Genomic DNA, 21,329 nt, shown 5'->3' with positions numbered 1-21,329 from the left:
AATTTAAAGGTAATAACATGATTCAAATGCAGACCATCTTAGATGTGGCTGATAACTCTGGTGCGCGTAGAGTAATGTGTATCAAGGTATTGGGTGGGTCTAAGCGTCGCTATGCTTCGGTTGGCGATATTATTAAAGTTGCAATTAAAGATGCGGCTCCGCGTGGTCGTGTCAAGAAGGGCGATGTTTATAATGCTGTCGTTGTTCGTACTGCAAAAGGTGTTCGTCGTCCTGATGGGGCTTTGATTAAGTTTGATAACAATGCTGCTGTGTTGTTGAATAATAAGCTCGAACCTCTGGGTACTCGTATTTTTGGTCCTGTAACTCGTGAGCTGCGTACTGAGCGATTTATGAAAATCGTTTCATTGGCTCCTGAAGTATTGTAAGGGGTGGTGGAATGAATAAGATTGTTAAAGGCGATCAAGTTGTTGTTATCGCAGGTAAAGACAAGGGTAAGCGGGGTCAGGTCATCCGCGTGCTTGGTGGGAAGGTAATTGTTTCTGGTGTAAATGCTGTTAAGCGTCATCAGAAGCCGAATCCAATGCGCGGAGTTGAGGGTGGTATTATTGTAAAAGAAATGCCTTTGGATATTTCTAATGTTGCAATTCTGAATCCCGAGACAAACAAAGCAGACCGTGTTGGTATTAAATTGATTGAAACTGAAGGCAAAATTAAGCGCGTTCGTTTCTTCAAATCTAATGGCTCTATCATTGGAGCATAAGGAGATAACATGGCTCGTTTGAGAGAGTTTTATAAAAGTACTGTTGTTCCTGAGTTGGTTAAACAGTTTGGTTACAAATCGGTTATGGAAGTGCCCCGTATTGAAAAGATTACTTTAAATATGGGTGTTGGCGAAGCGGTTGCTGATAAGAAAGTAATGGAACACGCTGTGTCTGATTTGGAAAAAATTGCCGGTCAGAAACCTGTTGTAACTGTAGCCCGTAAATCTATTGCTGGTTTTAAAATTCGTGACAACTACCCTGTCGGTTGTAAAGTTACTTTGCGCCGTGATCAAATGTTTGAATTTTTGGACCGTTTGATTACTATTGCATTGCCTCGTGTTCGAGATTTTCGTGGTGTAAGCGGTAAGTCATTTGATGGTCGCGGTAATTACAATATGGGTGTTCGCGAACAAATTATTTTTCCGGAAATTGAGTACGATAAAATTGATGCTTTGCGTGGTTTGAATATTACTATTACTACTACAGCAAAAACCGATGAGGAAGCGAAAGCTTTATTGTCATTGTTTAAATTTCCGTTCAAAGGATAATCATGGCTAAGAAAGCACTTATTAATCGTGATCTGAAACGTCAAGCTTTGGCTAAAAAATATGCGGCTAAACGCGCGGCAATTAAAGCGGTAATCAATGATTCGAATGCAACTGAGGAAGAGCGTTTTGAAGCTCGTTTGAGGTTTCAATCCATTCCTCGTAATGCAGCACCTGTGCGTCAACGTCGTCGTTGTGCTTTGACAGGTCGCCCTCGTGGTACTTTCCGTAAATTTGGTTTGGGTCGTATTAAAATCCGTGAAATCGCCATGCGTGGCGAAATTCCGGGTGTTGTTAAAGCCAGCTGGTAATAGGAGTAATTAAGAATGAGTATGCATGATCCTATTTCCGATATGTTGACTCGTATCCGCAATGCGCAACGTGCTAATAAAGCAGCAGTTGCAATGCCTTCTTCAAAATTAAAGTGTGCTATTGCAAAGGTATTGAAAGAAGAGGGATATATTGAGGACTTCACAGTTTCATCTGACGTAAAGTCTATATTGGAAATTCAATTAAAATACTATGCAGGTCGTCCTGTAATTGAACAAATCAAGCGTGTATCTCGCCCTGGTTTGCGTATTTATAAAGCGTCTAGTGAGATTCCAAGTGTTATGAATGGCTTGGGTATTGCTATTGTTAGTACTTCTAAAGGTGTAATGACTGATCGTAAAGCACGTTCTCAAGGTGTTGGTGGTGAGTTGTTATGCATTGTAGCCTAGTGGAGGAAAAGAAATGTCACGTGTCGCAAAAAACCCAGTGACTGTTCCCGCTGGTGTAGAAGTAAAATTTGGAACAGAGGCATTAGTTATTAAGGGTAAGAACGGTGAATTATCTTTTCCTTTGCATTCTGATGTAGCCATTGAATTTAATGATGGCAAATTGACTTTTGTTGCGAATAACAGCAGTAAACAAGCAAATGCAATGTCTGGTACTGCTCGCGCATTAGTCAGCAATATGGTCAAAGGTGTTTCAGAAGGTTTTGAGAAGAAATTACAATTGATAGGCGTAGGTTATCGTGCTCAAGCACAAGGTAAAATCTTGAATCTGTCTTTGGGTTTTTCTCATCCAATCGTATATGAAATGCCTGAAGGTGTCTCCGTTCAAACTCCTAGCCAAACAGAGATTGTTTTAACCGGCTCGGATAAACAAGTTGTTGGTCAAGTTGCTGCTGAGATTCGTGCGTTCCGAGCTCCTGAGCCTTATAAAGGTAAAGGTGTTCGCTATGTAGGCGAAGTAGTGGTAATGAAAGAAGCCAAGAAAAAATAATTGAGGTTCACTAATGGATAAACATACAACCCGACTCCGTCGTGCACGCAAAACCCGTGCTCGTATTGCGGACTTGAAAATGGTAAGATTATGTGTGTTCCGAAGCAATAATCATATTTATGCTCAAGTAATTAGTGCTGAAGGTGATAAAGTATTGGCTCAAGCCTCTACATTAGAAGCTGAGGTGCGCGGTAGTCTGAAATCTGGAAGCAATGTTGAAGCAGCTGCAATAGTCGGTAAACGTATTGCTGAGAAGGCTAAAGCAGCAGGTGTAGAAAAGGTTGCTTTTGATCGTTCAGGTTTCCAATATCACGGTCGTGTGAAGGCTTTGGCTGAAGCTGCTCGTGAAAATGGTTTAAGCTTCTAAATATTTGGAGACTTTCAGATGGCAAAACATGAAATTGAAGAACGTGGTGACGGTCTGATTGAAAAGATGGTCGCAGTTAACCGTGTAACTAAAGTAGTTAAAGGTGGTCGCATTATGGCTTTCTCTGCGCTAACTGTTGTTGGTGATGGGGATGGTCGTATTGGTATGGGTAAAGGTAAGTCAAAAGAAGTGCCTGTTGCAGTCCAAAAGGCGATGGATCAAGCACGACGCTCTATGATTAAGGTACCATTAAAAAACGGTACGATTCATCACGAGGTTATTGGTCGACATGGTGCTACTAAAGTATTTATGCAGCCTGCTAAAGAGGGTAGTGGCGTAAAAGCCGGTGGACCTATGCGTTTGGTTTTTGATGCTATGGGCATTCATAATATCTCCGCCAAAGTGCACGGATCTACTAACCCATATAATATCGTACGTGCAACATTAGATGGTTTGTCTAAGTTGCATACTCCTGCTGATATCGCAGCCAAACGTGGCTTGACAGTGGAAGACATTTTGGGAGTTAACCATGGCTGAACAAAAAAAGATTAGGGTTACATTGGTTAAAAGCCTGATTGGTACAATTGAATCTCATCGTGCATGTGCACGCGGTTTAGGTTTGCGTTGCCGCGAGCATACGGTAGAGGTTTTAGATACCCCCGAAAACCGTGGTATGATTAATAAAATCAGCTACTTGTTGAAAGTGGAGTCTTGATATGTTTTTGAATACAATTCAACCTGCTGTTGGTGCTACGCATGCTGGTCGTCGTGTTGGACGCGGTATTGGTAGTGGTCTTGGCAAAACAGGTGGTCGTGGTCATAAAGGTCAAAAGAGCCGGTCTGGTGGGTTTCATAAGGTGGGTTTCGAGGGTGGTCAAATGCCCTTGCAACGACGTCTCCCTAAAAGAGGTTTTAAATCTTTAACAGCATCAGCTAATGCACAGCTTCGTTTAAGTGAACTGGAATCAATTGCTGTTAATGAGATTGATATTTTGGTCTTAAAGCAAGCAGGTCTGATTGCATCTACAGTCTCTAATGTTAAAGTTATTGCTTCTGGTGAAATTTCTAAGGCAGTTGCTTTGAAGGGTATTAAAGCTACCAAAGGTGCGAGAGCTGCTATCGAGGCTGTTGGTGGTAAGATTGAAATGTAAGGTTTAATATTGTGGCTAATCAACAAACGTCATCAGGTTTATCCAAGTTTGGAGATCTTAAGAAACGTCTTTTGTTTCTATTTGGAGCATTGATTGTTTTTCGAATTGGTGCCCATATACCCGTACCTGGAGTTGATGCTGTTGCTTTAGCTAAATTATACGAAAGCGCTGGAAACGGCATCCTGGGAATGTTGAATATGTTTTCCGGTGGGTCGTTAGAGCGCTTTAGTATATTTGCAATAGGAATCATGCCATATATTTCAGCTTCTATTATTGTGCAGCTCGCTTCTGAAATTTTGCCATCATTGAAGGCTTTAAAAAAAGAAGGGGAGGCTGGTAGAAAGGTAATTACGAAATATACTAGGTATGGTACTGTTTTGTTAGCAATTCTTCAAAGTCTAGGTGTTGCATCTTTCGTATTTCAGCAAGGAGTTGTTGTAACAAGTTCATTTGAGTTTCATGTTTCCACGGTAGTTTCTTTGGTAACGGGAACCATGTTTCTTATGTGGCTTGGGGAGCAAATTACTGAAAGGGGTATCGGGAACGGTATTTCTTTAATCATTACGGCAGGTATTGCTTCAGGTATTCCTTCGGGTATTGCAAAGCTGGTTACACTGACGAACCAAGGTTCTATGAGTATACTTACGGCGTTGCTTGTTGTATTTGGTGCCTTATTATTAATTTATTTGGTTGTATACTTTGAAAGTGCACAGCGGAAGATTCCTATTCATTATGCAAAACGCCAGTTTAATGGCGGGGTGGGTAGTCAAAATACGCATATGCCTTTCAAGTTGAATATGGCTGGTGTTATTCCCCCAATTTTTGCTTCCAGTATTATTCTATTTCCATCTACTCTTTTAGGTTGGTTTGGTTCGGCTGATACAAATAGTGTTTTGCACAAAATAGCTGGATTGTTACAACACGGTCAATTGCTGTATATGGCTTTATTTGCAGCGACAGTTATTTTCTTTTGTTATTTTTATACGGCTTTGTTTTTTAGCCCTAAAGAAATGGCAGAGAATTTAAAAAAGAGTGGTGCTTTTGTTCCTGGGATTAGACCTGGTGAGCAGACCTCTAGGTATTTAGAAAAAGTTGTATTACGTTTGACATTGTTTGGAGCTCTTTATATTACAACTATTTGTTTAATTCCAGAGTTCTTAACTACGGTTTTAAATGTACCTTTTTATTTGGGTGGCACGTCTTTGTTGATTCTAGTTGTTGTAACGATGGATTTTAGTACACAAATAAATTCGTATAGGCTTACTCAACAGTATGATAAGTTAATGACTCGTTCAGAAATGAAATCATTTTCTCGGAAATAGAATTATGGCGAAAGAAGATACTATCCAAATGCAAGGTGAAATTCTTGAAACTTTACCTAATGCAACATTTAAAGTAAAACTTGAGAATGACCATATTGTATTGGGTCATATTTCTGGGAAGATGCGGATGCATTACATTCGTATTTCTCCGGGAGATAAGGTCACAGTAGAGCTGACACCTTATGATTTAACTAGGGCTCGAATTGTTTTCAGAGCAAGATAAACCAATAAAAGGAAAATAAAATGCGTGTACAACCATCTGTTAAGAAAATTTGCCGAAATTGCAAGATTATTCGTCGAAATCGTGTAGTTCGTGTAATTTGTACTGATCCCCGTCACAAACAGCGTCAAGGTTAATGGAATATTTCTTTTAATGTGATTCTGTGATATAGTGACGCACTTTGCCCTAAAAAGGAAAAAATATGGCTCGTATTGCAGGGGTAAATATCCCTAATAACGCACACATCGTAATTGGTCTTCAGGCTATTTACGGTATTGGTGCTACTCGTGCTAAATTGATTTGTGAGGCTGCAAATATTGCGCCTGATACTAAAGCAAAAGATTTGGACGAGACTCAATTAGATGCTTTGCGTGATCAAGTTGCCAAGTATGAAGTAGAAGGTGATTTGCGTCGTGAAGTAACTATGAGTATCAAGCGATTAATGGACATGGGCTGCTATCGTGGCTTCCGTCATCGTCGCGGCTTACCATGCCGCGGTCAACGCACTCGTACAAATGCGCGTACCCGCAAAGGTCCGCGCAAAGCGATTGCTGGTAAGAAATAAATTTTAAGGAATTTTATTAATGGCTAAAGCAAACACAGCTTCACGTGTACGTAAAAAAGTACGTAAAACCGTGAGTGAGGGTATTGTGCACGTTCATGCATCTTTCAACAATACCATCATTACAATCACTGACCGTCAAGGCAATGCGTTGTCTTGGGCTACCTCTGGCGGCGCTGGTTTTAAAGGTTCTCGTAAAAGTACACCATTTGCAGCACAAGTTGCAGCAGAAGCAGCTGGTAAAGTTGCCCAAGAGTATGGCGTTAAAAATTTAGAGGTTCGTATTAAGGGTCCAGGTCCTGGTCGCGAATCCTCTGTACGTGCTTTGAATGCTCTTGGTTTCAAGATTACCAGCATTACTGACGTTACCCCGTTGCCTCATAACGGTTGCCGTCCGCCTAAAAAACGTCGTATTTAATATTGGAGTGATTTGAAACATGGCACGTTATATTGGCCCTAAATGTAAGTTGGCACGTCGCGAAGGTACGGATTTGTTTTTGAAGAGTGCGCGCCGCTCTTTGGATTCTAAATGTAAAATTGATTCCGCTCCCGGTCAGCATGGTGCAAAAAAACCGCGTCTGTCAGATTATGGTTTGCAGTTGCGTGAAAAACAAAAAATCCGCCGTATTTATGGCGTATTAGAACGTCAGTTCCGTCGTTATTTCGCAGAAGCTGATCGTCGTAAAGGTTCTACTGGCGAGTTGCTGTTGCAATTGCTGGAATCTCGTTTGGATAATGTCGTTTATCGTATGGGTTTCGGTTCTACCCGAGCTGAAGCAAGACAGCTTGTTTCTCATAAGGCGATAGCTGTAAATGGACAAGTTGTTAATATTCCTTCTTTCCAAGTGAAAGCTGGTGATGTTGTCTCAGTTCGTGAAAAAGCCAAAAAACAGGTACGTATTCAAGAAGCATTGGGTTTGGCAACTCAAATCGGCTTGCCGGGTTGGGTTTCTGTAGATGCAGATAAACTTGAGGGTGTGTTCAAAAACATGCCAGATCGCTCGGAATTGACCGGTGATATTAATGAACAGCTGGTGGTAGAGTTCTACTCTAAATAATGCTAGCTCAGTGAGGGACAGTTAAATGCAGAATAGCACAACCGAATTTTTGAAACCTCGTCAAATTGATGTAAATACTTTTTCTGCAACTCGTGCAAAAGTATCTATGCAGCCATTTGAACGTGGTTTCGGTCATACCTTAGGTAATGCTTTGCGCCGTATCTTACTGTCATCCATGAATGGTTTTGCTCCTACTGAAGTGGCTATTGCCGGTGTATTACATGAATATTCTACTGTTGATGGTGTTCAGGAAGATGTTGTTGACATCTTGCTGAATATTAAAGGTATTGTATTTAAGCTCCATGGTCGTAGCCAAGTTCAACTTGTGTTGAAGAAATCAGGTTCGGGTGTCGTATCTGCCGGTGATATTGAGTTGCCGCATGATGTAGAAATTCTGAATCCTGGTCATGTCATTTGTCATTTGGCTGATAACGGTCAAATTGAGATGGAAATTAAAGTAGAGCAAGGTCGTGGTTATCAATCTGTTTCAGGTCGTCAGGTAGTTCGTGATGAGAACCGTCAGATTGGTGCAATCCAGTTGGATGCGAGCTTTTCGCCCATCAGTCGTGTTAGCTTTGAGGTTGAGCCTGCGCGTGTAGAGCAGAGGACGGATCTTGACAAGTTGGTTTTGGATATTGAAACCGACGGTTCTATCGATCCTGAGGAGGCTGTACGTAGTGCGGCGCGTATCTTGATTGATCAGATGTCTATTTTTGCTAATTTACAGGGTACGCCTGTGGAGGAGGTTGAAGAAAAAGCACCTCCTATCGACCCCGTTCTTTTGCGCCCGGTAGATGATTTGGAATTAACGGTACGCTCGGCTAATTGCCTGAAGGCTGAGGATATTTATTATATTGGCGATTTGATTCAACGCACTGAAACCGAGCTTCTTAAAACGCCGAATTTGGGACGTAAATCTTTGAATGAGATTAAGGAAGTATTGGCATCTAAAGGTTTGACACTGGGTTCTAAGTTGGAAGCATGGCCACCTGTAGGCTTGGAAAAGCCTTAATGAAGAATTAAAGGATAATTGATATGCGTCATCGTAATGGCAATCGCAAATTAAACCGTACCAGCAGTCATCGTGCTGCAATGCTGCGTAATATGGCGAATTCATTATTGACTCACGAAACTATTGTAACAACTCTGCCTAAGGCCAAGGAATTGCGCCGTGTAGTAGAGCCGTTGATTACATTGGGTAAAAAACCGTCATTGGCAAACCGCCGTTTGGCATTTGACCGTACTCGCGACCGTGATGTTGTGGTAAAACTGTTTGGCGATTTGGGTCCTCGTTTTACTGCTCGTAACGGTGGTTATGTTCGAGTGTTGAAATACGGATTCCGTAAAGGTGATAATGCACCTCTGGCACTGGTTGAATTGGTTGACAAACCGGCTGCTGAGTAATTTTAGTCGTATAACGCCATCTGCCGAAAAGCAGGTGGCGTTATTTTTGCAATATCTGATAGGTAATAGGGTATTGGCTATTATGTTTAAAATATTAATTGAATAGCTAGGGTTTGCGAGGTAAACTTACATCATTAAAAAATTCTATGATGGTCTATATGATGAATGCCTTCGATATAAAGTCGACAAAGATGGACGTATTGTCTATATCTTTGCATACATCAGACTTGTTTGATTTGGAAGATGTGTTGGTCAAATTGGGCAAGAAGTTTCAAGAGTCTGGTGTTGTTCCATTTGTTCTGGATGTTCAAGAGTTTGATTATCCCGAGTCTTTGGATCTTGCTGCATTGGTTTCGTTGTTTTCAAGGCATGGTATGCAAATTTTGGGTCTGAAGCATTCTAATGAACGTTGGGCTGCTGTAGCTATGAAGTATCATTTGCTGTTTTGTCTGTCTCATTCGGAAAATGTTAAAGAACTGGGTCAGGTTGAGGTGCAGAAAACGGAGGATGGTCAGAAAGCAAGGAAAACAGTATTGATTACATCCCCTGTCCGTACCGGTCAGCAGGTTTATGCCGAAGATGGCGATTTGATTGTTACGGGGGCGGTCAGTCAGGGGGCGGAATTGATTGCGGATGGCAATATACATATTTATGCGCCGATGAGGGGGCGTGCTTTGGCCGGCGCCAAGGGTGATACTTCTGCCCGCATATTTATCCACTCCATGCAGGCAGAACTGGTTTCTGTGGCGGGTATTTACCGTAATTTTGAACAGGATTTGCCGGATCATCTGCACAAGCAGCCGGTACAGATATTGTTGCAGGATAATCGGTTGGTTATCAGTGCAATTGGCTCAGAGTAATTGTTTGATATTTTAAAAAGGAAATATTGTGGCAAAAATTATTGTAGTAACTTCAGGTAAGGGCGGTGTCGGTAAAACGACTACCAGTGCCAGTATTGCGACAGGTTTGGCATTACGCGGATATAAAACGGCGGTAATTGATTTTGATGTGGGTTTGCGCAATCTCGACCTCATTATGGGTTGCGAGCGTCGTGTCGTTTATGACCTGATCAATGTCATTCAGGGTGAGGCGACACTCAACCAGGCTTTGATTAAAGATAAAAATTGTGAAAACCTGTTTATTTTGCCGGCTTCCCAGACTCGGGATAAAGACGCTTTGACACGCGAGGGTGTAGAAAAAGTGATGCAGGAGCTGTCCGGCAAGAAAATGGGTTTTGAGTATATTATTTGCGACTCTCCCGCCGGTATCGAGCAGGGTGCATTGATGGCATTGTATTTTGCTGATGAAGCCATTGTAACGACCAATCCTGAGGTTTCCAGTGTGCGTGACTCCGACAGGATTTTGGGAATTTTGCAAAGCAAATCCCGTAAGGCAGAGCAAGGCGGTTCGGTTAAAGAACATCTGTTGATTACGCGTTATTCTCCCGAACGTGTGGCAAAAGGTGAAATGCTGTCTGTACAGGATATTTGCGATATTCTGCGTATTCCTTTGCTGGGTGTGATTCCCGAATCCCAAAACGTCTTGCAGGCATCCAATTCCGGAGAACCGGTCATCCATCAGGACAGCGTAGCGGCTTCCGAGGCATATAAGGACGTTATTGCCCGTCTTTTGGGCGAGAACCGTGAAATGCGTTTCTTAGAAGCTGAGAAAAAAAGCTTCTTCAAGCGTCTGTTCGGAGGATAAGGTATGTCATTAATCGAACTTTTATTCGGCAGAAAGCAGAAAACGGCAACCGTTGCCCGCGACCGCCTTCAAATCATCATTGCCCAAGAGCGCGCCCAGGAAGGTCAGGCTCCGGATTACCTGCCGACTTTACGTAAAGAGTTGATGGAAGTCCTGTCCAAATATGTGAATGTTTCATTAGACAATATCCGTATTTCCCAAGAAAAGCAGGATGGTATGGATGTGCTTGAGTTGAACATTACTTTGCCGGAACAGAAAAAGGTATAGGACATGACCTTAACCGAATTGCGGTACATCGTCGCAGTCGCCCAAGAACGTCATTTCGGCAGGGCGGCGCGGCGTTGTTTTGTCAGCCAGCCCACTTTGTCTATTGCCATTAAGAAATTGGAAGAAGAGCTTGCCGTCTCTTTGTTTGACCGGAGCAGCAACGATATTATTACGACCGAGGCGGGGGAACGTATCGTTGCACAGGCGCGTAAGGTATTGGAAGAGGCGGAGCTTATCAGGCATTTGGCAAATGAAGAACAAAACGAGCTGGAGGGTGCGTTCAAACTCGGGCTGATTTTTACGGTTGCGCCGTATCTGCTGCCGAAACTGATTGTCTCGTTGCGCCGTACTGCACCGAAAATGCCTTTGATGTTGGAAGAGAATTACACGCATACTTTGACCGAGTCGCTCAAACGCGGGGACGTTGACGCGATTATCGTTGCCGAACCGTTTCAAGAGCCGGGCATTGTTACCGAACCCTTGTATGACGAACCGTTTTTCGTGATTGTCCCGAAAGGGCATTCATTTGAGGAACTGGATGCCGTTTCGCCCCGGATGCTGGGTGAGGAGCAGGTTTTGCTGCTGACGGAAGGCAACTGTATGCGGGATCAGGTACTCTCAAGCTGTTCCGAATTGGCGGCGAAACAACGCATACAGGGATTGACCAATACATTGCAGGGCAGCTCGATCAATACAATCCGCCATATGGTTGCCAGCGGTTTGGCAATCAGCGTGTTGCCGGCAACCGCACTGACCGAGAATGATCATATGCTGTTCAGCATTATTCCGTTTGAAGGTACGCCGCCAAGCCGGCGGGTCGTATTGGCGTACCGCCGCAATTTTGTCCGTCCGAAGGCGTTGTCGGCGATGAAGGCGGCGATTATGCAGTCGCAGCTTCACGGGGTAAGTTTTATCCGCGACTAGGCGCAGGCAATGCCGTCTGAAACGGGTTTCAGACGGCATTTGTTCTATTCTTTAGATTGTATTTTGATATGTTGTGGATAAAATCCTATCAGTTGAACGAAACTCCGTTTATTCAATGGAATAGATTTTTACTGAAACAGAATCAACTGATTATTTAAACACAGTTTTTATTTAAATAGGATGTTTTATCCAGTCTTCAGTTCGGGGCAGATAGAGATACCACCTTATTGTTAGTTTGATATATTTGTAGGGATATCATATTTTTGGGATACGCTACAAGCCATATAAAAAACCTCCGTATTGTATTCAATACGGAGGTTTTCCAACTTGGTTTACCAGAGGTAGCCGACGCCGACACCGCCACCGGTTTTGGCTTTAGTATTGACGTTGACTTGACCTTTAATCAACCATTTTCCATTATCGCTGATACTGGAGTAACCAACAGCCAAAGCACCTTGAGAACCGTAGGTGCCGACTGATGCGGCAAACATAGATTTACCCGGCAGATAGGCTTGAGGAAGGGATGCGGCGGCATTCGAGCCGGCTGCCACACTGTCGATTTTATCTTCAAGATCTTTTGTAATGCCTCTGAGCTGGCTTACATTCACAGCATCACTATCTTTTATACCCGGAGCAACATTAGATATACGGACAGGTGCCTGATTGTCCTTGCTGCCAAGCTTCAGCGATCCATCTTCATCAGCACTTAAGGTCGGAGCCTGTTTGGAGGTTCCAAGAGACAGGCTGTTGAAATTCACATCATCTTTTGTCGCATAGGTAATCTTACCATTATTTTCTTGTTTCACAGACATATTTTTGCCTGCAATCATTTCAACGGTATTACCGGCTTTAATAAATTCGGTTTTATCCTTGTCAACATCCCCATCTAATCTCTCACCAAAATCTACGGCAGAAGTTTTCAAGTTAAAACCGGTGTTTTTAAGTTGAGCCACATTAACAGCATCAGTATCTTCATTTCCTGCTGCCACATTGGTAATTTGACGAGTAATTCCTTCTTCTTTATCCCCTACCGAAACCGAATTGGCTGTACTAATCCAAGTAGAAATAAGTTTACGTTTTTCTTTCTTTAATTCGGTAATACGATTTTCATGCGTGTTAAACTCATCCTTATTTTCATTTAAAAAGTTTTCTTTTTCTTCAATTTCTCTTTCAATATCGTGAAGTTTATCCCTATTCAAAATATTGTTAATTCCCAAGTTTCTAGAATCGTTTTCTCTTACTGATATACGTTTCTCTAATGTATTTTTAGCTATTGACTCTAGTTGTACGGGTTTCTAGATTGTTTAAACGTTCGTACTCTGCTTTCCAAGCTGGAAGCATTTTATTTAAATACTCAAGTTTAAGTGTATTTTCACCAATTTTCTCTTTAACTTTACGCTCGTCATTTTTTAGCGTTTTGAGTTCACTTTCGAAGGTTTTATATTTATAGTAAAGCGAGTTAACATCTGCACTCTCTTTTTCTTTTCCAACTATTTCATTATTTAATTCTTCTAAATGGGCTTTATCGTTTTCTGAAAGGATTAATTTTTTATTTTTATCTACTGATGTATTCGATATATCATATCCCGTTACGCCTTTTTCTGTTATAGCCTTGCTTCCATTCCCCAATGCAACGCCATCTTCAATCGCTGAGGCCTGATTACCAATTACTACAGAATTTGTATTAGCAACCGCTTCTGTACCAATAGCTATACCATTATCCCCATCAGCTTTACTGAGACTACCTATTACTATACTATTTTCTCCGTTTGCTACAGCACCAGAACCAGCCGAAAAGGAATATTCTCCATTTGCTATAGAAGACCAACCTATTGAAGTGCTTGATTTCCCATGAGCTTCAGCCGTATGTCCTAATGCAAGTGAATACCATCCATCTGCCGTTGTTGAATTACCAATAGCATACGCTCCACGCCCTCTCGACTGCGCATTTCCCCCTATTGAAATATTTTGAGAACCCAAGGCATTACTACCGTGACCAATGGCAATATTAGATTGAGATTCCCCATTATGATAATCAGGCCATTGTACGGGTGTAGTTTCAGCACGATAACCTATCGCAATAGAATAATCCTGACGAGCAATAGTTCCCGAACCAACTGCGACGCTATTTCTACCCGCACTTTCTGATGCTAAACCAACGGCTAGAGAACCTAATCCTACAGCTTGCGCTCTTTCTAATGCTTCCTCAGCTCTACCATAATTTTCTTTATAATCTAACTTCAGCAAGCGATCGTTTAATTTATCTAAATTCTTTTTTAAATCTTCAGTTGTAGGAGTTGCGGCATAAGCTTGATTATATATAAAAGAAGATAAAATTAATGCAATATATCGTTTCTTGATACCCATAATATTCTCCGGTTAAGATAGTGTAAATTAAAATAATTCTTATAAAGCACAAATAACTACAAGATGACCTTCATCTCCTTCCAAAAAGTTTTTAGGGCTAATCTACTTCAGCCCCTTATTTTATTACCATTGTCAACAACAATTTTTGTGTCAACACGTCTGAGTTAAGTATTGCCAACAGAAACAAATTTCCCTTGCAATGCTAGTATCTCTGCCGTCAATCAGTCAAACTGATTTGACCTGCAATCGCTTTTTACTTCACTTTCGTACATACATCACGGGAAGTTCCGTCTTCGGACACTAATTTGCCTGATTTATCCAGTTGATACACTTCATCTTCACCGGGCTTGTTTATCTGCGCAACCAATCCAGCGTACATCATGCTTTCTAAGAATCGGCCGTCTTCCGACTTTTCCAACCACGCCAGCGTTTCGGGGCTGTGCTGTCGTGAAACTTCGCTATATTTGATTTGGCTTTCCGTCAAGGCATTGTTTTCAAAACGCCATTTCCCTGAGCCGACAACATGGTATGCCAAGATATTGCCGTCATCATCAATTTTGAGTATGGCATCGCCACGGAAACTGCCGTCCTGAAGATATTCAACTTTTGCATCACTGTGAATGTTTTCATCAGTGCCGATGCAATGCCATGTACCGACAATCGGAGAAGCCAGAGCAGTTGTTGCGGATAAAAGTACCGGCAGAATAAAGAGTTTCATCTATTTCCTTTCTTAAAAGAGGCCGTCTGAAAAGTTGTAACGGCATTGAAGCTGCATTTCCAGACGGCCTTTGCGGGTATTTTACTGCAGGCGGACGTTCAAGAAATATAAATCACGAGGCCGGCAATCAGCACCAGCTGGATACCCAGCTTCATCAGTGCGGTACGGCTGACGAAGTAGATAAACCAAGTGCCGGTCAGAATCAACAATAGAATAATCAGCCACGGTCGCCATTTGTTGAGGTGGACGGCTTCGGTAAAGCAGGTATGAATATGAAGTACGACGATGGCGACGACGAGCAATATAGGCACGATGAAGTCCATCATTTGATTTCCTTTTGATGAGGCCGTCTGAAAACCCCGGTTTCAGGTTTTCAGACGGCCTTGTTTATTCAATCAAATCAGTCTTTCAACTTCGCCAATTGAGTTTGAACTTTCACCATTTTGTCTTCCAATTCCGCCAAATCGGCTTTGTCTTTTTCCACCAGATGAGCGGGGGCTTTTTCGATGTAGCCGGGTTTGGAAAGTTTGGCGTTGAGTTTGTCCAAGGCTTTTTGCAGCTTCTCGGCTTCTTTGCTCAAGCGGGCGGTTTCGGCGGCTTTGTCGATTTCGACTTTCAGCATCAGGCGCGCGCCGTTGCAGACGGCGACGGGCGCATCTTCGCTTTCGGGCAGGGCGGCGACTTGCCGTGCTTCGGTCAGGCGGGTCATCATCGGCAGGTATTTGAGGTAGTCCGCCAAGTCGTCCGCGCTTTCGACAAACAGCGGGGCTTTGACATTAGGCTGGATGCCCATTTCGCCGCGCAGGTTGCGGACGGCGCCGATCAAATCCTGCAACACGGTCATTTGCCCGAATGCCGTCTGAACAATCTCGCCGCCGTCGGCTTCGGGGAAGCGGGCGAGCATGATGCTGTCGGCGGTTTTCGCGTCGCACATAGGGGCGACGGTTTGCCACAGTTCTTCGGTGATGAACGGGATAATCGGGTGCAGCAGGCGCAGGGCGGCTTCGAGTACGCGCAACAAGGTATGGCGTGTGGCGCGCTGGCGGCTGGCGCAACCGGTTTGAAGCTGCACTTTGGCGAGTTCCAAATACCAGTCGCAATAGTCGTTCCACACGAAGCTGTACAGGGTTTCCGCCGCCAAATCAAAGCGGTAGGTTTCGTAGGCTTGCGTAACCTGTTCGATGGTCTGATTCAGACGGCCTACAATCCACATATCGGGGAAGGAATAGCCGCGCGGCTCGGTGGCGGTTGCGCCGTAGCCGCAGTCTTGGTTTTCGGTATTCATCAAGACGAAGTTGGTGGCGTTCCAGATTTTGTTGCAGAAGTTGCGGTAGCCTTCGGCGCGTTTGAAGTCGAAGTTCACGCTGCGTCCGAGGCTGGCGTAGCTCGCCATAGTGAAGCGCAATGCGTCCGCGCCCATACCGGGGATGCCTTCGGGGAAGAGTTTTTTGGTGGCTTCTTCCACTTTCGGCGCGGTTTCAGGTTTACGCAGGCCGGTGGTACGTTTTACCAGCAGCTTGTCCAAGCCGATGCCGTCAATCAAATCCACAGGGTCGATGACGTTGCCTTCGGATTTGGACATTTTTTTGCCTTCGTGGTCGCGCACGATGCCGTGGATATACACGTCTTTAAACGGTACTTTGCCGGTGAAGTGGGTGGTCATCATAATCATACGCGCCACCCAGAAGAAGATGATTTCGTAGCCGGTGACCAAGACGTTGGACGGCAGGAAGGCTTTGAGTTCGTCGGTTTCAGACGGCCAGCCGAGTGTGGAGAACGGCACAAGCGCGGAGGAGAACCAAGTGTCCAATACGTCTTCTTCGCGGGTCAAGCCTGTTTTGCCGGCTTGTTTTTCGGCTTCAGCCTGATTGCGGGCGACGTACACATTGCCTGTTTCGTCGTACCACGCGGGGATTTGATGCCCCCACCACAGTTGGCGCGAAATACACCAGTCTTGGATGTTGTTCATCCATTGGTTGTAGGTATTGACCCAGTTTTCAGGGATAAAGCGTACCGCGCCGCTGTCGACGGCTTTTTTGGCTTTGTCGGCGAGGCTCAAGCCTTTGAATTCGCTGTCAGGCTCGCCGCCGTTCGGCGTGGCGGACATAGCGACAAACCATTGGCTGGTCAGCATCGGCTCAATCACCGAACCTGTGCGGTCGCCTTTCGGCGTCATCAGCGTGTGCGCTTTGATTTCGACCAACAGGCCTTGTTCCTGCAAATCGGCAACCATTTGTTTACGCGCGGCAAAGCGGTCCAAACCTGCGTATTTTTCAGGCAGGGCAAAGCCCGGTTGCGCTTCGCCTTTGAAGTTGAACACTTCGGCGTTTGCCAATACTTTGGCTTCCAAGTCGAACACATTAATCAGGCGCGTGTCGTGGCGTTTGCCGACTTCGTAGTCGTTGAAGTCGTGCGCCGGCGTAATTTTCACGCAGCCGGTGCCGAAGTCTTTTTCAACGTATTCGTCGGCAATCACGGGAATGGTGCGGCCGGTCAGCGGCAGGATTAATTCTTTGCCGATTAAGTGGGTGTAACGTTCGTCTTCGGGATTGACGGCAACGGCCACGTCGCCTAGCAGCGTCTCAGGACGGGTGGTCGCCACGATCACGGCTTCGGCAGGATTGTCCGCCAGCGGATAGCGGATGTGCCACATAGAGCCTTGTTCTTCCACGCTTTCCACTTCCAAATCAGACACTGCCGTACCCAATACCGGATCCCAGTTCACCAAGCGTTTGCCTCGGTAAATCAAGCCTTGTTCAAACAGGCGCACGAACACTTCGGTTACGGTTTCGGCACGTACGTCGTCCATCGTGAAATACTCGCGCGTCCAGTCGGCAGAACAACCCACGCGGCGCATCTGCTGGGTAATCGTGCCGCCGGAAACTTCTTTCCATTCCCACACTTTTTCCAAGAATTTTTCGCGGCCCAAGTCATGACGGGACACGTTTTGCGCGGCAAGCTGACGCTCGACCACGATTTGCGTGGCGATGCCCGCGTGGTCTGTGCCGGGAATCCAGGCGGTGTTGCAGCCTTTCATGCGGTAGTAGCGGGTCAGGCCGTCCATAATGGTTTGGTTGAAGGCATGACCCATGTGCAGCGTGCCGGTTACGTTGGGCGGCGGCAGTTGGATGGAAAAAGACGGTTTGGTCAAATCCATATCGGGCTGGAAATAACCTTGGCTTTCCCAGTTTTGATAGTGTTTGGATTCGATTTCGGCGGGGGAGTATTTGTCTAACATATGAAGCCCTGAGGAATAAGATGATTTGATGGTTTGAATTATAGCGCAAATGCCGTCTGAAACGCTTTTGGAGGTTTCAGACGGCATCAAAAGGGTATGGTCAGCGGATGATGCCGCGCGTCGATTGTGCGAAAAAGTCTCGGAATACGGCAAGCTCGGCTTGGGTTTCGGCGCGGAGGAGAATGTCTGCCTTGGCTTCTTCAAACGGAATGCCGCGATGATAGAGGGTTTTGTACACGTCTTTGACGGCGGAAATCTGCTCTGCGGTAAAACCGTTGCGGCGCATACCTTCGCTGTTGAGGCCGGCCGGTTCGGCGCGGTAGCCCGATGCCATAAAATAGGGCGGCACGTCTTTGTGTACGCCTGCGGCGAAGGCGGTCATAGCGTAGTCGCCGATGCGGCAGAATTGGAAAACCAGCGTGTAGCCGCCCAAAACGACGTAGTCGCCGATGGTAACGTGTCCGGCAAGCGAGGCGTTGTTGGCGAAAATGGTGTGGTTGCCGACCACGCAGTCGTGCGCGAGGTGGCAGTACGCCATAATCCAGTTGTCGTCGCCGATACGGGTTTCGCCGATGCCGGTTACCGTGCCTAAATTAAAGGTGGTGAATTCGCGGATGGTGTTGCCGTTGCCGATAATCAGCTTGGTCGGCTCGTCGCGGTATTTTTTGTCCTGCGGAATTTCGCCGAGGCTGGCAAATTGGAAAATGCGGTTGTTTTCGCCGATGCTGGTGTGGCCGTTGATGACGGCGTGCGGGCCGATTTCGGTATTCGCACCGATTTGGACGTTGGGGCCGATAACGGTGTACGCGCCGACTTTGACGCTGGAGTCGAGTTCGGCTTTGGGGTCGATGACGGCGGTCGGGTGGATAAGGGTCATGTTTTTAATACTCCGCTGCTTGTTAAGACAAATAATAGAAAATTACAGTTTGTCGATTTCATCGCAGACCGCAATCACTTGATCGCTAAAATGGCTAAATACTGAAGTAGTATCTACATCCATGTAATTAAGCAGTTCAAAAATAGATTGGTGAATATTTCTAGCGTAGTTGGTATCTTTTATTGCACCTTTAAAACAAATCGGTTCGTGATGTGCCAAACGATTACGGAAATTGTTAATATTGGAAAGTTCTCGAAAAATCCATTTTTGGTTATATTGCACACTTGGTGTAGATTTGGGCTTTTTTGGAAAAACTTTCATCAATACTTTCCCTGTAGCATCAAATTGAGCATCTTTCCCTCCCGCAAACAGATACCGCCAAAAACCGAATCCTAGTCCTGCAACCAATTGGTTGTGGTCAAATTTTCCCCCGCTATTATTTTGTATTTTAGATAATGCAACCTTGATTAATTCAGCAGATTCTTTCGTACCATTTCTTAAAAAGCAACCTTGATATTTCAATGCAGGATTCGTTTGTGGCTGTATGCTATCATATAACCAGTTTCTGTCTTTAAACTCCTGTTGAAGGCAAATGTCAATTTTGTTTCTTAAAACAATCTCAAATATTGAAACAACATGAAAAAGTTCTCTTGATAAAGATAGATTCAATAAATACAATTCAGCCGCTTTGTCTTCCCCAACGGCATTTTTATACCGTTCCATTCTGAAATCAGAAAAAATACTACAGCATTCCTTATAATTCACGCTAATACCTGATTCCTTATTGTATAGTGGATTAACAAAAATCAGGACAAGGCGACGAAGCCGCAGACAGTACAAATAGTACGGAACCGATTCACTTGGTGCTTCAGCACCTTAGAGAATCGTTCTCTTTGAGCTAAGGCGAGGCAACGCCGTACTGGTTTAAATTTAATCCACTATAAAATTGACGTTTCAAACTATATTTGATACAGTTAGATAAAACTAATCCCCACCGTGTCCCTGGGTTTGAATAAACCTAAACCGGTGGGTTTTCTTTTTATTAGGTCGTCTGAAACTTTCAGACGACCTTTTTCTGAACACTCAAACCACGCGTTTGGCGCACATAATCACGGCTTCGACGGCAACTTGCCCGTCCACTTTGGCAACGGCGTTGAATTTGCCGATGCCGCGTCGGCTGGTCAGCAGCTCGACTTCAAAGACGAGTTGGTCGCCGGGGATGACTTGGCGTTTGAAACGGGCTTCGTCTATGCCGGCGAAGAAGAAGAATTCGTTTTCTTTGCGCCCGCCTTCGCTCAAAATCGCCAACGTGCCGCACGCTTGCGCCATGGCTTCGATAATCAGCACGCCGGGCATCACGGGCAGGTCGGGGAAGTGGCCTTGGAACTGCGGCTCGTTCATGGTGACGTTTTTAATCGCGGTCAGGGTTTTCATCGGCTCGAAGGCGGTAATGCGGTCGAGTTGGAGAAACGGGTAGCGGTGGGGGATGAGTTTTTGGATGTCTTTGGCTTCGATGGGGAGTTGAACGTCCATGTTTTTGTGTTCCTTGGAAAAATCGGTTTGGATTTATTGCGTGTCTTTGCCGTCTGAAAGCTGCTGTTCCAGCGTTTTGAGACGTTTGTTCATTTCGCTTAAGCGGTGGATGTAAACGGCGTTGCGCGCCCATTCTTTATGCTCGGACATCGGGAAGATGCCGGCAAGGTGTTTGCCGCTTTCGGTAATGCTGTGGGTGACGGACGTGCCGCCGCCGATGGTGGTTTTGTCGGCGATTTCGATGTGTCCGACCGTACCGACGCCGCCGCCGATGATGCAGTAGCTGCCTATGGTTACGCTGCCTGAGATGCCGGTTTTGGCGGCGATGACGGTGTGCGAACCGATTTTGCAGTTGTGTCCGATTTGGACTTGGTTGTCGATTTTGGTGCCGTTGCCGACGGTGGTGTCGCTCATCGCGCCGCGGTCGATGTTGGTGTTCGAGCCGATTTCCACGTCGTCGCCCAGCGTTACCGCGCCGGTTTGCGGGATTTTAAACCATGAATCGCCGGCAAAAGCGAGTCCGAAACCGTCTGCGCCGATGACTGCGCCGCTGTGGATTTCGACGCGTCTGCCCAGTGTGCAGCCGTAATAAACGACGGCGTTGGGATGCAGGACGACTTCGTCGCCCAGTTTGCAATCGTGTTGGACGACGGCGTTTGCCAAGATGCGGCAGCCTTCGCCGAGTACGGTGTTCGCGCCGATGTAGGCGTTCGAGCCGATTTCGCAGCTTGCGGGAACGGTCGCGCCCGGTTCGACGACGGCGGTCGGATGGATGCCGCCGCGCGCTTTGACGACGGGTGAAAACAGGCGGGCGACTTTGGCGAAATAGAGATAGGGATCGTCGGCGACAATCAGGTTGCGCCCTTTAAATCCGTCTGCCGCTTTGGCGGAAACGATGACCGCGCCCGCGCTGCTGTCGTGGACTTCGGCTTTGTATTTCGGATTGGCGAGGAAGCTGATGTGTTCCGCCTGCGCGTCTGCGAGCGGGCGCACGGCGGTAACGGAAATGTCCTCGCCGCGCCATTCGCCGCCGAGCCGAGCGGTGATTTGGGACAGGGTGTAGGTGGCCGGAATCATGGTTTTC

General features: G+C 45.4%; 31 protein-coding genes. 22 read left to right on the top strand and 9 right to left on the bottom strand.

All coding sequences use genetic code 11. The annotated features are described in order from the left end of the window. Window positions 1-17 precede the first annotated feature (17 nt). The 22 genes from rplN to oxyR all read left to right on the top strand — a co-directional run bounded on the left by rplN (window position 18) and on the right by oxyR (window position 11,512). Entirely contained in the window at window positions 18-386 is a 369-nt protein-coding gene (gene rplN / locus ACNAU7_RS06535; RefSeq protein ID WP_003749804.1) for a 50S ribosomal protein L14, read from the top strand. A gap of 11 nt (window positions 387-397) precedes the next feature. Beyond that, the gene (gene rplX, locus ACNAU7_RS06530; RefSeq protein WP_025457697.1) at window positions 398-721 is read left to right on the top strand and encodes a 50S ribosomal protein L24; all 324 of its coding nucleotides are present in this window, start codon (window positions 398-400) and stop codon (window positions 719-721) included. A gap of 9 nt (window positions 722-730) precedes the next feature. Then, window positions 731-1,270 (top strand): 50S ribosomal protein L5, encoded by a 540-nt coding sequence (gene rplE / locus ACNAU7_RS06525; protein ID WP_003749807.1) that lies wholly within the window; start codon window positions 731-733, stop codon window positions 1,268-1,270. A 2-nt stretch (window positions 1,271-1,272) separates the two neighbouring features. Continuing rightward, on the top strand, window positions 1,273-1,578 hold the full coding sequence (gene rpsN, locus ACNAU7_RS06520) for a 30S ribosomal protein S14 (protein ID WP_002216244.1): 306 nt from the start codon (window positions 1,273-1,275) through the stop codon (window positions 1,576-1,578). Between the two features lie 15 nt (window positions 1,579-1,593). Further along, on the top strand, window positions 1,594-1,986 hold the full coding sequence (rpsH, locus tag ACNAU7_RS06515; RefSeq protein ID WP_003749810.1) for a 30S ribosomal protein S8: 393 nt from the start codon (window positions 1,594-1,596) through the stop codon (window positions 1,984-1,986). A 13-nt stretch (window positions 1,987-1,999) separates the two neighbouring features. Then, on the top strand, window positions 2,000-2,533 hold the full coding sequence (gene rplF, locus ACNAU7_RS06510) for a 50S ribosomal protein L6 (RefSeq protein ID WP_003749812.1): 534 nt from the start codon (window positions 2,000-2,002) through the stop codon (window positions 2,531-2,533). 13 nt (window positions 2,534-2,546) lie between these two features. Continuing rightward, window positions 2,547-2,900, top strand: coding sequence for a 50S ribosomal protein L18 (gene rplR / locus ACNAU7_RS06505; protein WP_002215441.1), 354 nt, complete (start codon window positions 2,547-2,549; stop codon window positions 2,898-2,900). Window positions 2,901-2,918: 18 nt separating this feature from the next. After that, window positions 2,919-3,437, top strand: coding sequence for a 30S ribosomal protein S5 (rpsE, locus tag ACNAU7_RS06500; protein WP_002215445.1), 519 nt, complete (start codon window positions 2,919-2,921; stop codon window positions 3,435-3,437). Further along, window positions 3,430-3,615, top strand: a complete 186-nt coding sequence (gene rpmD / locus ACNAU7_RS06495) for a 50S ribosomal protein L30 (protein WP_025456591.1) — start codon at window positions 3,430-3,432, stop codon at window positions 3,613-3,615. Before rpsE ends, rpmD begins: the two co-directional genes overlap by 8 nt. A gap of 1 nt (window position 3,616) precedes the next feature. Next, the gene (gene rplO, locus ACNAU7_RS06490; protein ID WP_003749814.1) at window positions 3,617-4,051 is read left to right on the top strand and encodes a 50S ribosomal protein L15; all 435 of its coding nucleotides are present in this window, start codon (window positions 3,617-3,619) and stop codon (window positions 4,049-4,051) included. Between the two features lie 11 nt (window positions 4,052-4,062). Continuing rightward, window positions 4,063-5,373 (top strand): preprotein translocase subunit SecY, encoded by a 1,311-nt coding sequence (gene secY / locus ACNAU7_RS06485; RefSeq protein ID WP_025457698.1) that lies wholly within the window; start codon window positions 4,063-4,065, stop codon window positions 5,371-5,373. 4 nt (window positions 5,374-5,377) lie between these two features. After that, the gene (gene infA, locus ACNAU7_RS06480; protein ID WP_002215452.1) at window positions 5,378-5,596 is read left to right on the top strand and encodes a translation initiation factor IF-1; all 219 of its coding nucleotides are present in this window, start codon (window positions 5,378-5,380) and stop codon (window positions 5,594-5,596) included. Window positions 5,597-5,616: 20 nt separating this feature from the next. Further along, a complete protein-coding gene (gene rpmJ, locus ACNAU7_RS06475; RefSeq protein ID WP_003697674.1) occupies window positions 5,617-5,730 on the top strand; it encodes a 50S ribosomal protein L36 in 114 nt (37 codons plus the stop codon). 65 nt (window positions 5,731-5,795) lie between these two features. Next, window positions 5,796-6,158, top strand: coding sequence for a 30S ribosomal protein S13 (gene rpsM / locus ACNAU7_RS06470; RefSeq protein WP_002215453.1), 363 nt, complete (start codon window positions 5,796-5,798; stop codon window positions 6,156-6,158). Between the two features lie 19 nt (window positions 6,159-6,177). Continuing rightward, window positions 6,178-6,573 carry a 30S ribosomal protein S11 gene (gene rpsK, locus ACNAU7_RS06465; protein ID WP_002216249.1) on the top strand — a complete coding sequence of 132 codons (396 nt, stop codon included), beginning with the start codon at window positions 6,178-6,180 and terminating at the stop codon, window positions 6,571-6,573. A gap of 19 nt (window positions 6,574-6,592) precedes the next feature. After that, a complete protein-coding gene (gene rpsD, locus ACNAU7_RS06460) occupies window positions 6,593-7,213 on the top strand; it encodes a 30S ribosomal protein S4 (protein WP_003749818.1) in 621 nt (206 codons plus the stop codon). A gap of 25 nt (window positions 7,214-7,238) precedes the next feature. Beyond that, window positions 7,239-8,225, top strand: a complete 987-nt coding sequence (locus ACNAU7_RS06455; RefSeq protein WP_025456592.1) for a DNA-directed RNA polymerase subunit alpha — start codon at window positions 7,239-7,241, stop codon at window positions 8,223-8,225. 23 nt (window positions 8,226-8,248) lie between these two features. After that, window positions 8,249-8,617: a 50S ribosomal protein L17 gene (gene rplQ, locus ACNAU7_RS06450; protein WP_002216251.1), complete on the top strand. Its 369-nt coding sequence runs from the start codon at window positions 8,249-8,251 to the stop codon at window positions 8,615-8,617. A gap of 146 nt (window positions 8,618-8,763) precedes the next feature. Then, complete coding sequence (gene minC, locus ACNAU7_RS06445; protein WP_025457699.1) at window positions 8,764-9,477, top strand: septum site-determining protein MinC; 714 nt, start codon at window positions 8,764-8,766, stop codon at window positions 9,475-9,477. 28 nt (window positions 9,478-9,505) lie between these two features. Further along, a complete protein-coding gene (gene minD / locus ACNAU7_RS06440) occupies window positions 9,506-10,321 on the top strand; it encodes a septum site-determining protein MinD (RefSeq protein ID WP_003690053.1) in 816 nt (271 codons plus the stop codon). Window positions 10,322-10,324: 3 nt separating this feature from the next. Beyond that, window positions 10,325-10,588 carry a cell division topological specificity factor MinE gene (gene minE / locus ACNAU7_RS06435; RefSeq protein ID WP_003749826.1) on the top strand — a complete coding sequence of 88 codons (264 nt, stop codon included), beginning with the start codon at window positions 10,325-10,327 and terminating at the stop codon, window positions 10,586-10,588. Window positions 10,589-10,591: 3 nt separating this feature from the next. Further along, window positions 10,592-11,512, top strand: a complete 921-nt coding sequence (oxyR, locus tag ACNAU7_RS06430) for a LysR family transcriptional regulator OxyR (RefSeq protein WP_002215466.1) — start codon at window positions 10,592-10,594, stop codon at window positions 11,510-11,512. Window positions 11,513-11,844: 332 nt separating this feature from the next. Here the strand turns inward: oxyR and ACNAU7_RS06425 are convergent, their stop codons facing one another. The 9 genes from ACNAU7_RS06425 to lpxD form a co-directional block, all read right to left on the bottom strand. After that, window positions 11,845-12,729, bottom strand: coding sequence for a YadA-like family protein (locus ACNAU7_RS06425; protein ID WP_416301594.1), 885 nt, complete (start codon window positions 12,727-12,729; stop codon window positions 11,845-11,847). A gap of 49 nt (window positions 12,730-12,778) precedes the next feature. Beyond that, window positions 12,779-13,879 carry a hypothetical protein gene (locus ACNAU7_RS06420; RefSeq protein WP_416301592.1) on the bottom strand — a complete coding sequence of 367 codons (1,101 nt, stop codon included), beginning with the start codon at window positions 13,877-13,879 and terminating at the stop codon, window positions 12,779-12,781. A 253-nt stretch (window positions 13,880-14,132) separates the two neighbouring features. Further along, entirely contained in the window at window positions 14,133-14,597 is a 465-nt protein-coding gene (locus tag ACNAU7_RS06415) for a hypothetical protein (protein WP_416301590.1), read from the bottom strand. A 98-nt stretch (window positions 14,598-14,695) separates the two neighbouring features. After that, entirely contained in the window at window positions 14,696-14,923 is a 228-nt protein-coding gene (locus ACNAU7_RS06410; protein ID WP_416301588.1) for an enterochelin ABC transporter, read from the bottom strand. A gap of 74 nt (window positions 14,924-14,997) precedes the next feature. After that, entirely contained in the window at window positions 14,998-17,835 is a 2,838-nt protein-coding gene (locus ACNAU7_RS06405; protein WP_416301647.1) for a valine--tRNA ligase, read from the bottom strand. A 100-nt stretch (window positions 17,836-17,935) separates the two neighbouring features. Then, the gene (lpxA, locus tag ACNAU7_RS06400) at window positions 17,936-18,712 is read right to left on the bottom strand and encodes an acyl-ACP--UDP-N-acetylglucosamine O-acyltransferase (protein WP_250314496.1); all 777 of its coding nucleotides are present in this window, start codon (window positions 18,710-18,712) and stop codon (window positions 17,936-17,938) included. A gap of 42 nt (window positions 18,713-18,754) precedes the next feature. Further along, entirely contained in the window at window positions 18,755-19,435 is a 681-nt protein-coding gene (locus ACNAU7_RS06395; RefSeq protein ID WP_104916094.1) for an Abi family protein, read from the bottom strand. Window positions 19,436-19,795: 360 nt separating this feature from the next. Next, a complete protein-coding gene (gene fabZ, locus ACNAU7_RS06390; RefSeq protein WP_003675936.1) occupies window positions 19,796-20,245 on the bottom strand; it encodes a 3-hydroxyacyl-ACP dehydratase FabZ in 450 nt (149 codons plus the stop codon). 33 nt (window positions 20,246-20,278) lie between these two features. Next, window positions 20,279-21,322: a UDP-3-O-(3-hydroxymyristoyl)glucosamine N-acyltransferase gene (gene lpxD, locus ACNAU7_RS06385; protein ID WP_107863407.1), complete on the bottom strand. Its 1,044-nt coding sequence runs from the start codon at window positions 21,320-21,322 to the stop codon at window positions 20,279-20,281. Window positions 21,323-21,329 lie beyond the last annotated feature (7 nt).

It is taken from the genome of Neisseria sp. LACPHL-SPEC-2024-00856 (genome assembly GCF_047915665.1).
GTDB lineage: Bacteria > Pseudomonadota > Gammaproteobacteria > Burkholderiales > Neisseriaceae > Neisseria > Neisseria polysaccharea.
Note: the sequence above shows the minus strand (reverse complement) of the source record. Positions and strands in the feature narration are given on the sequence as shown.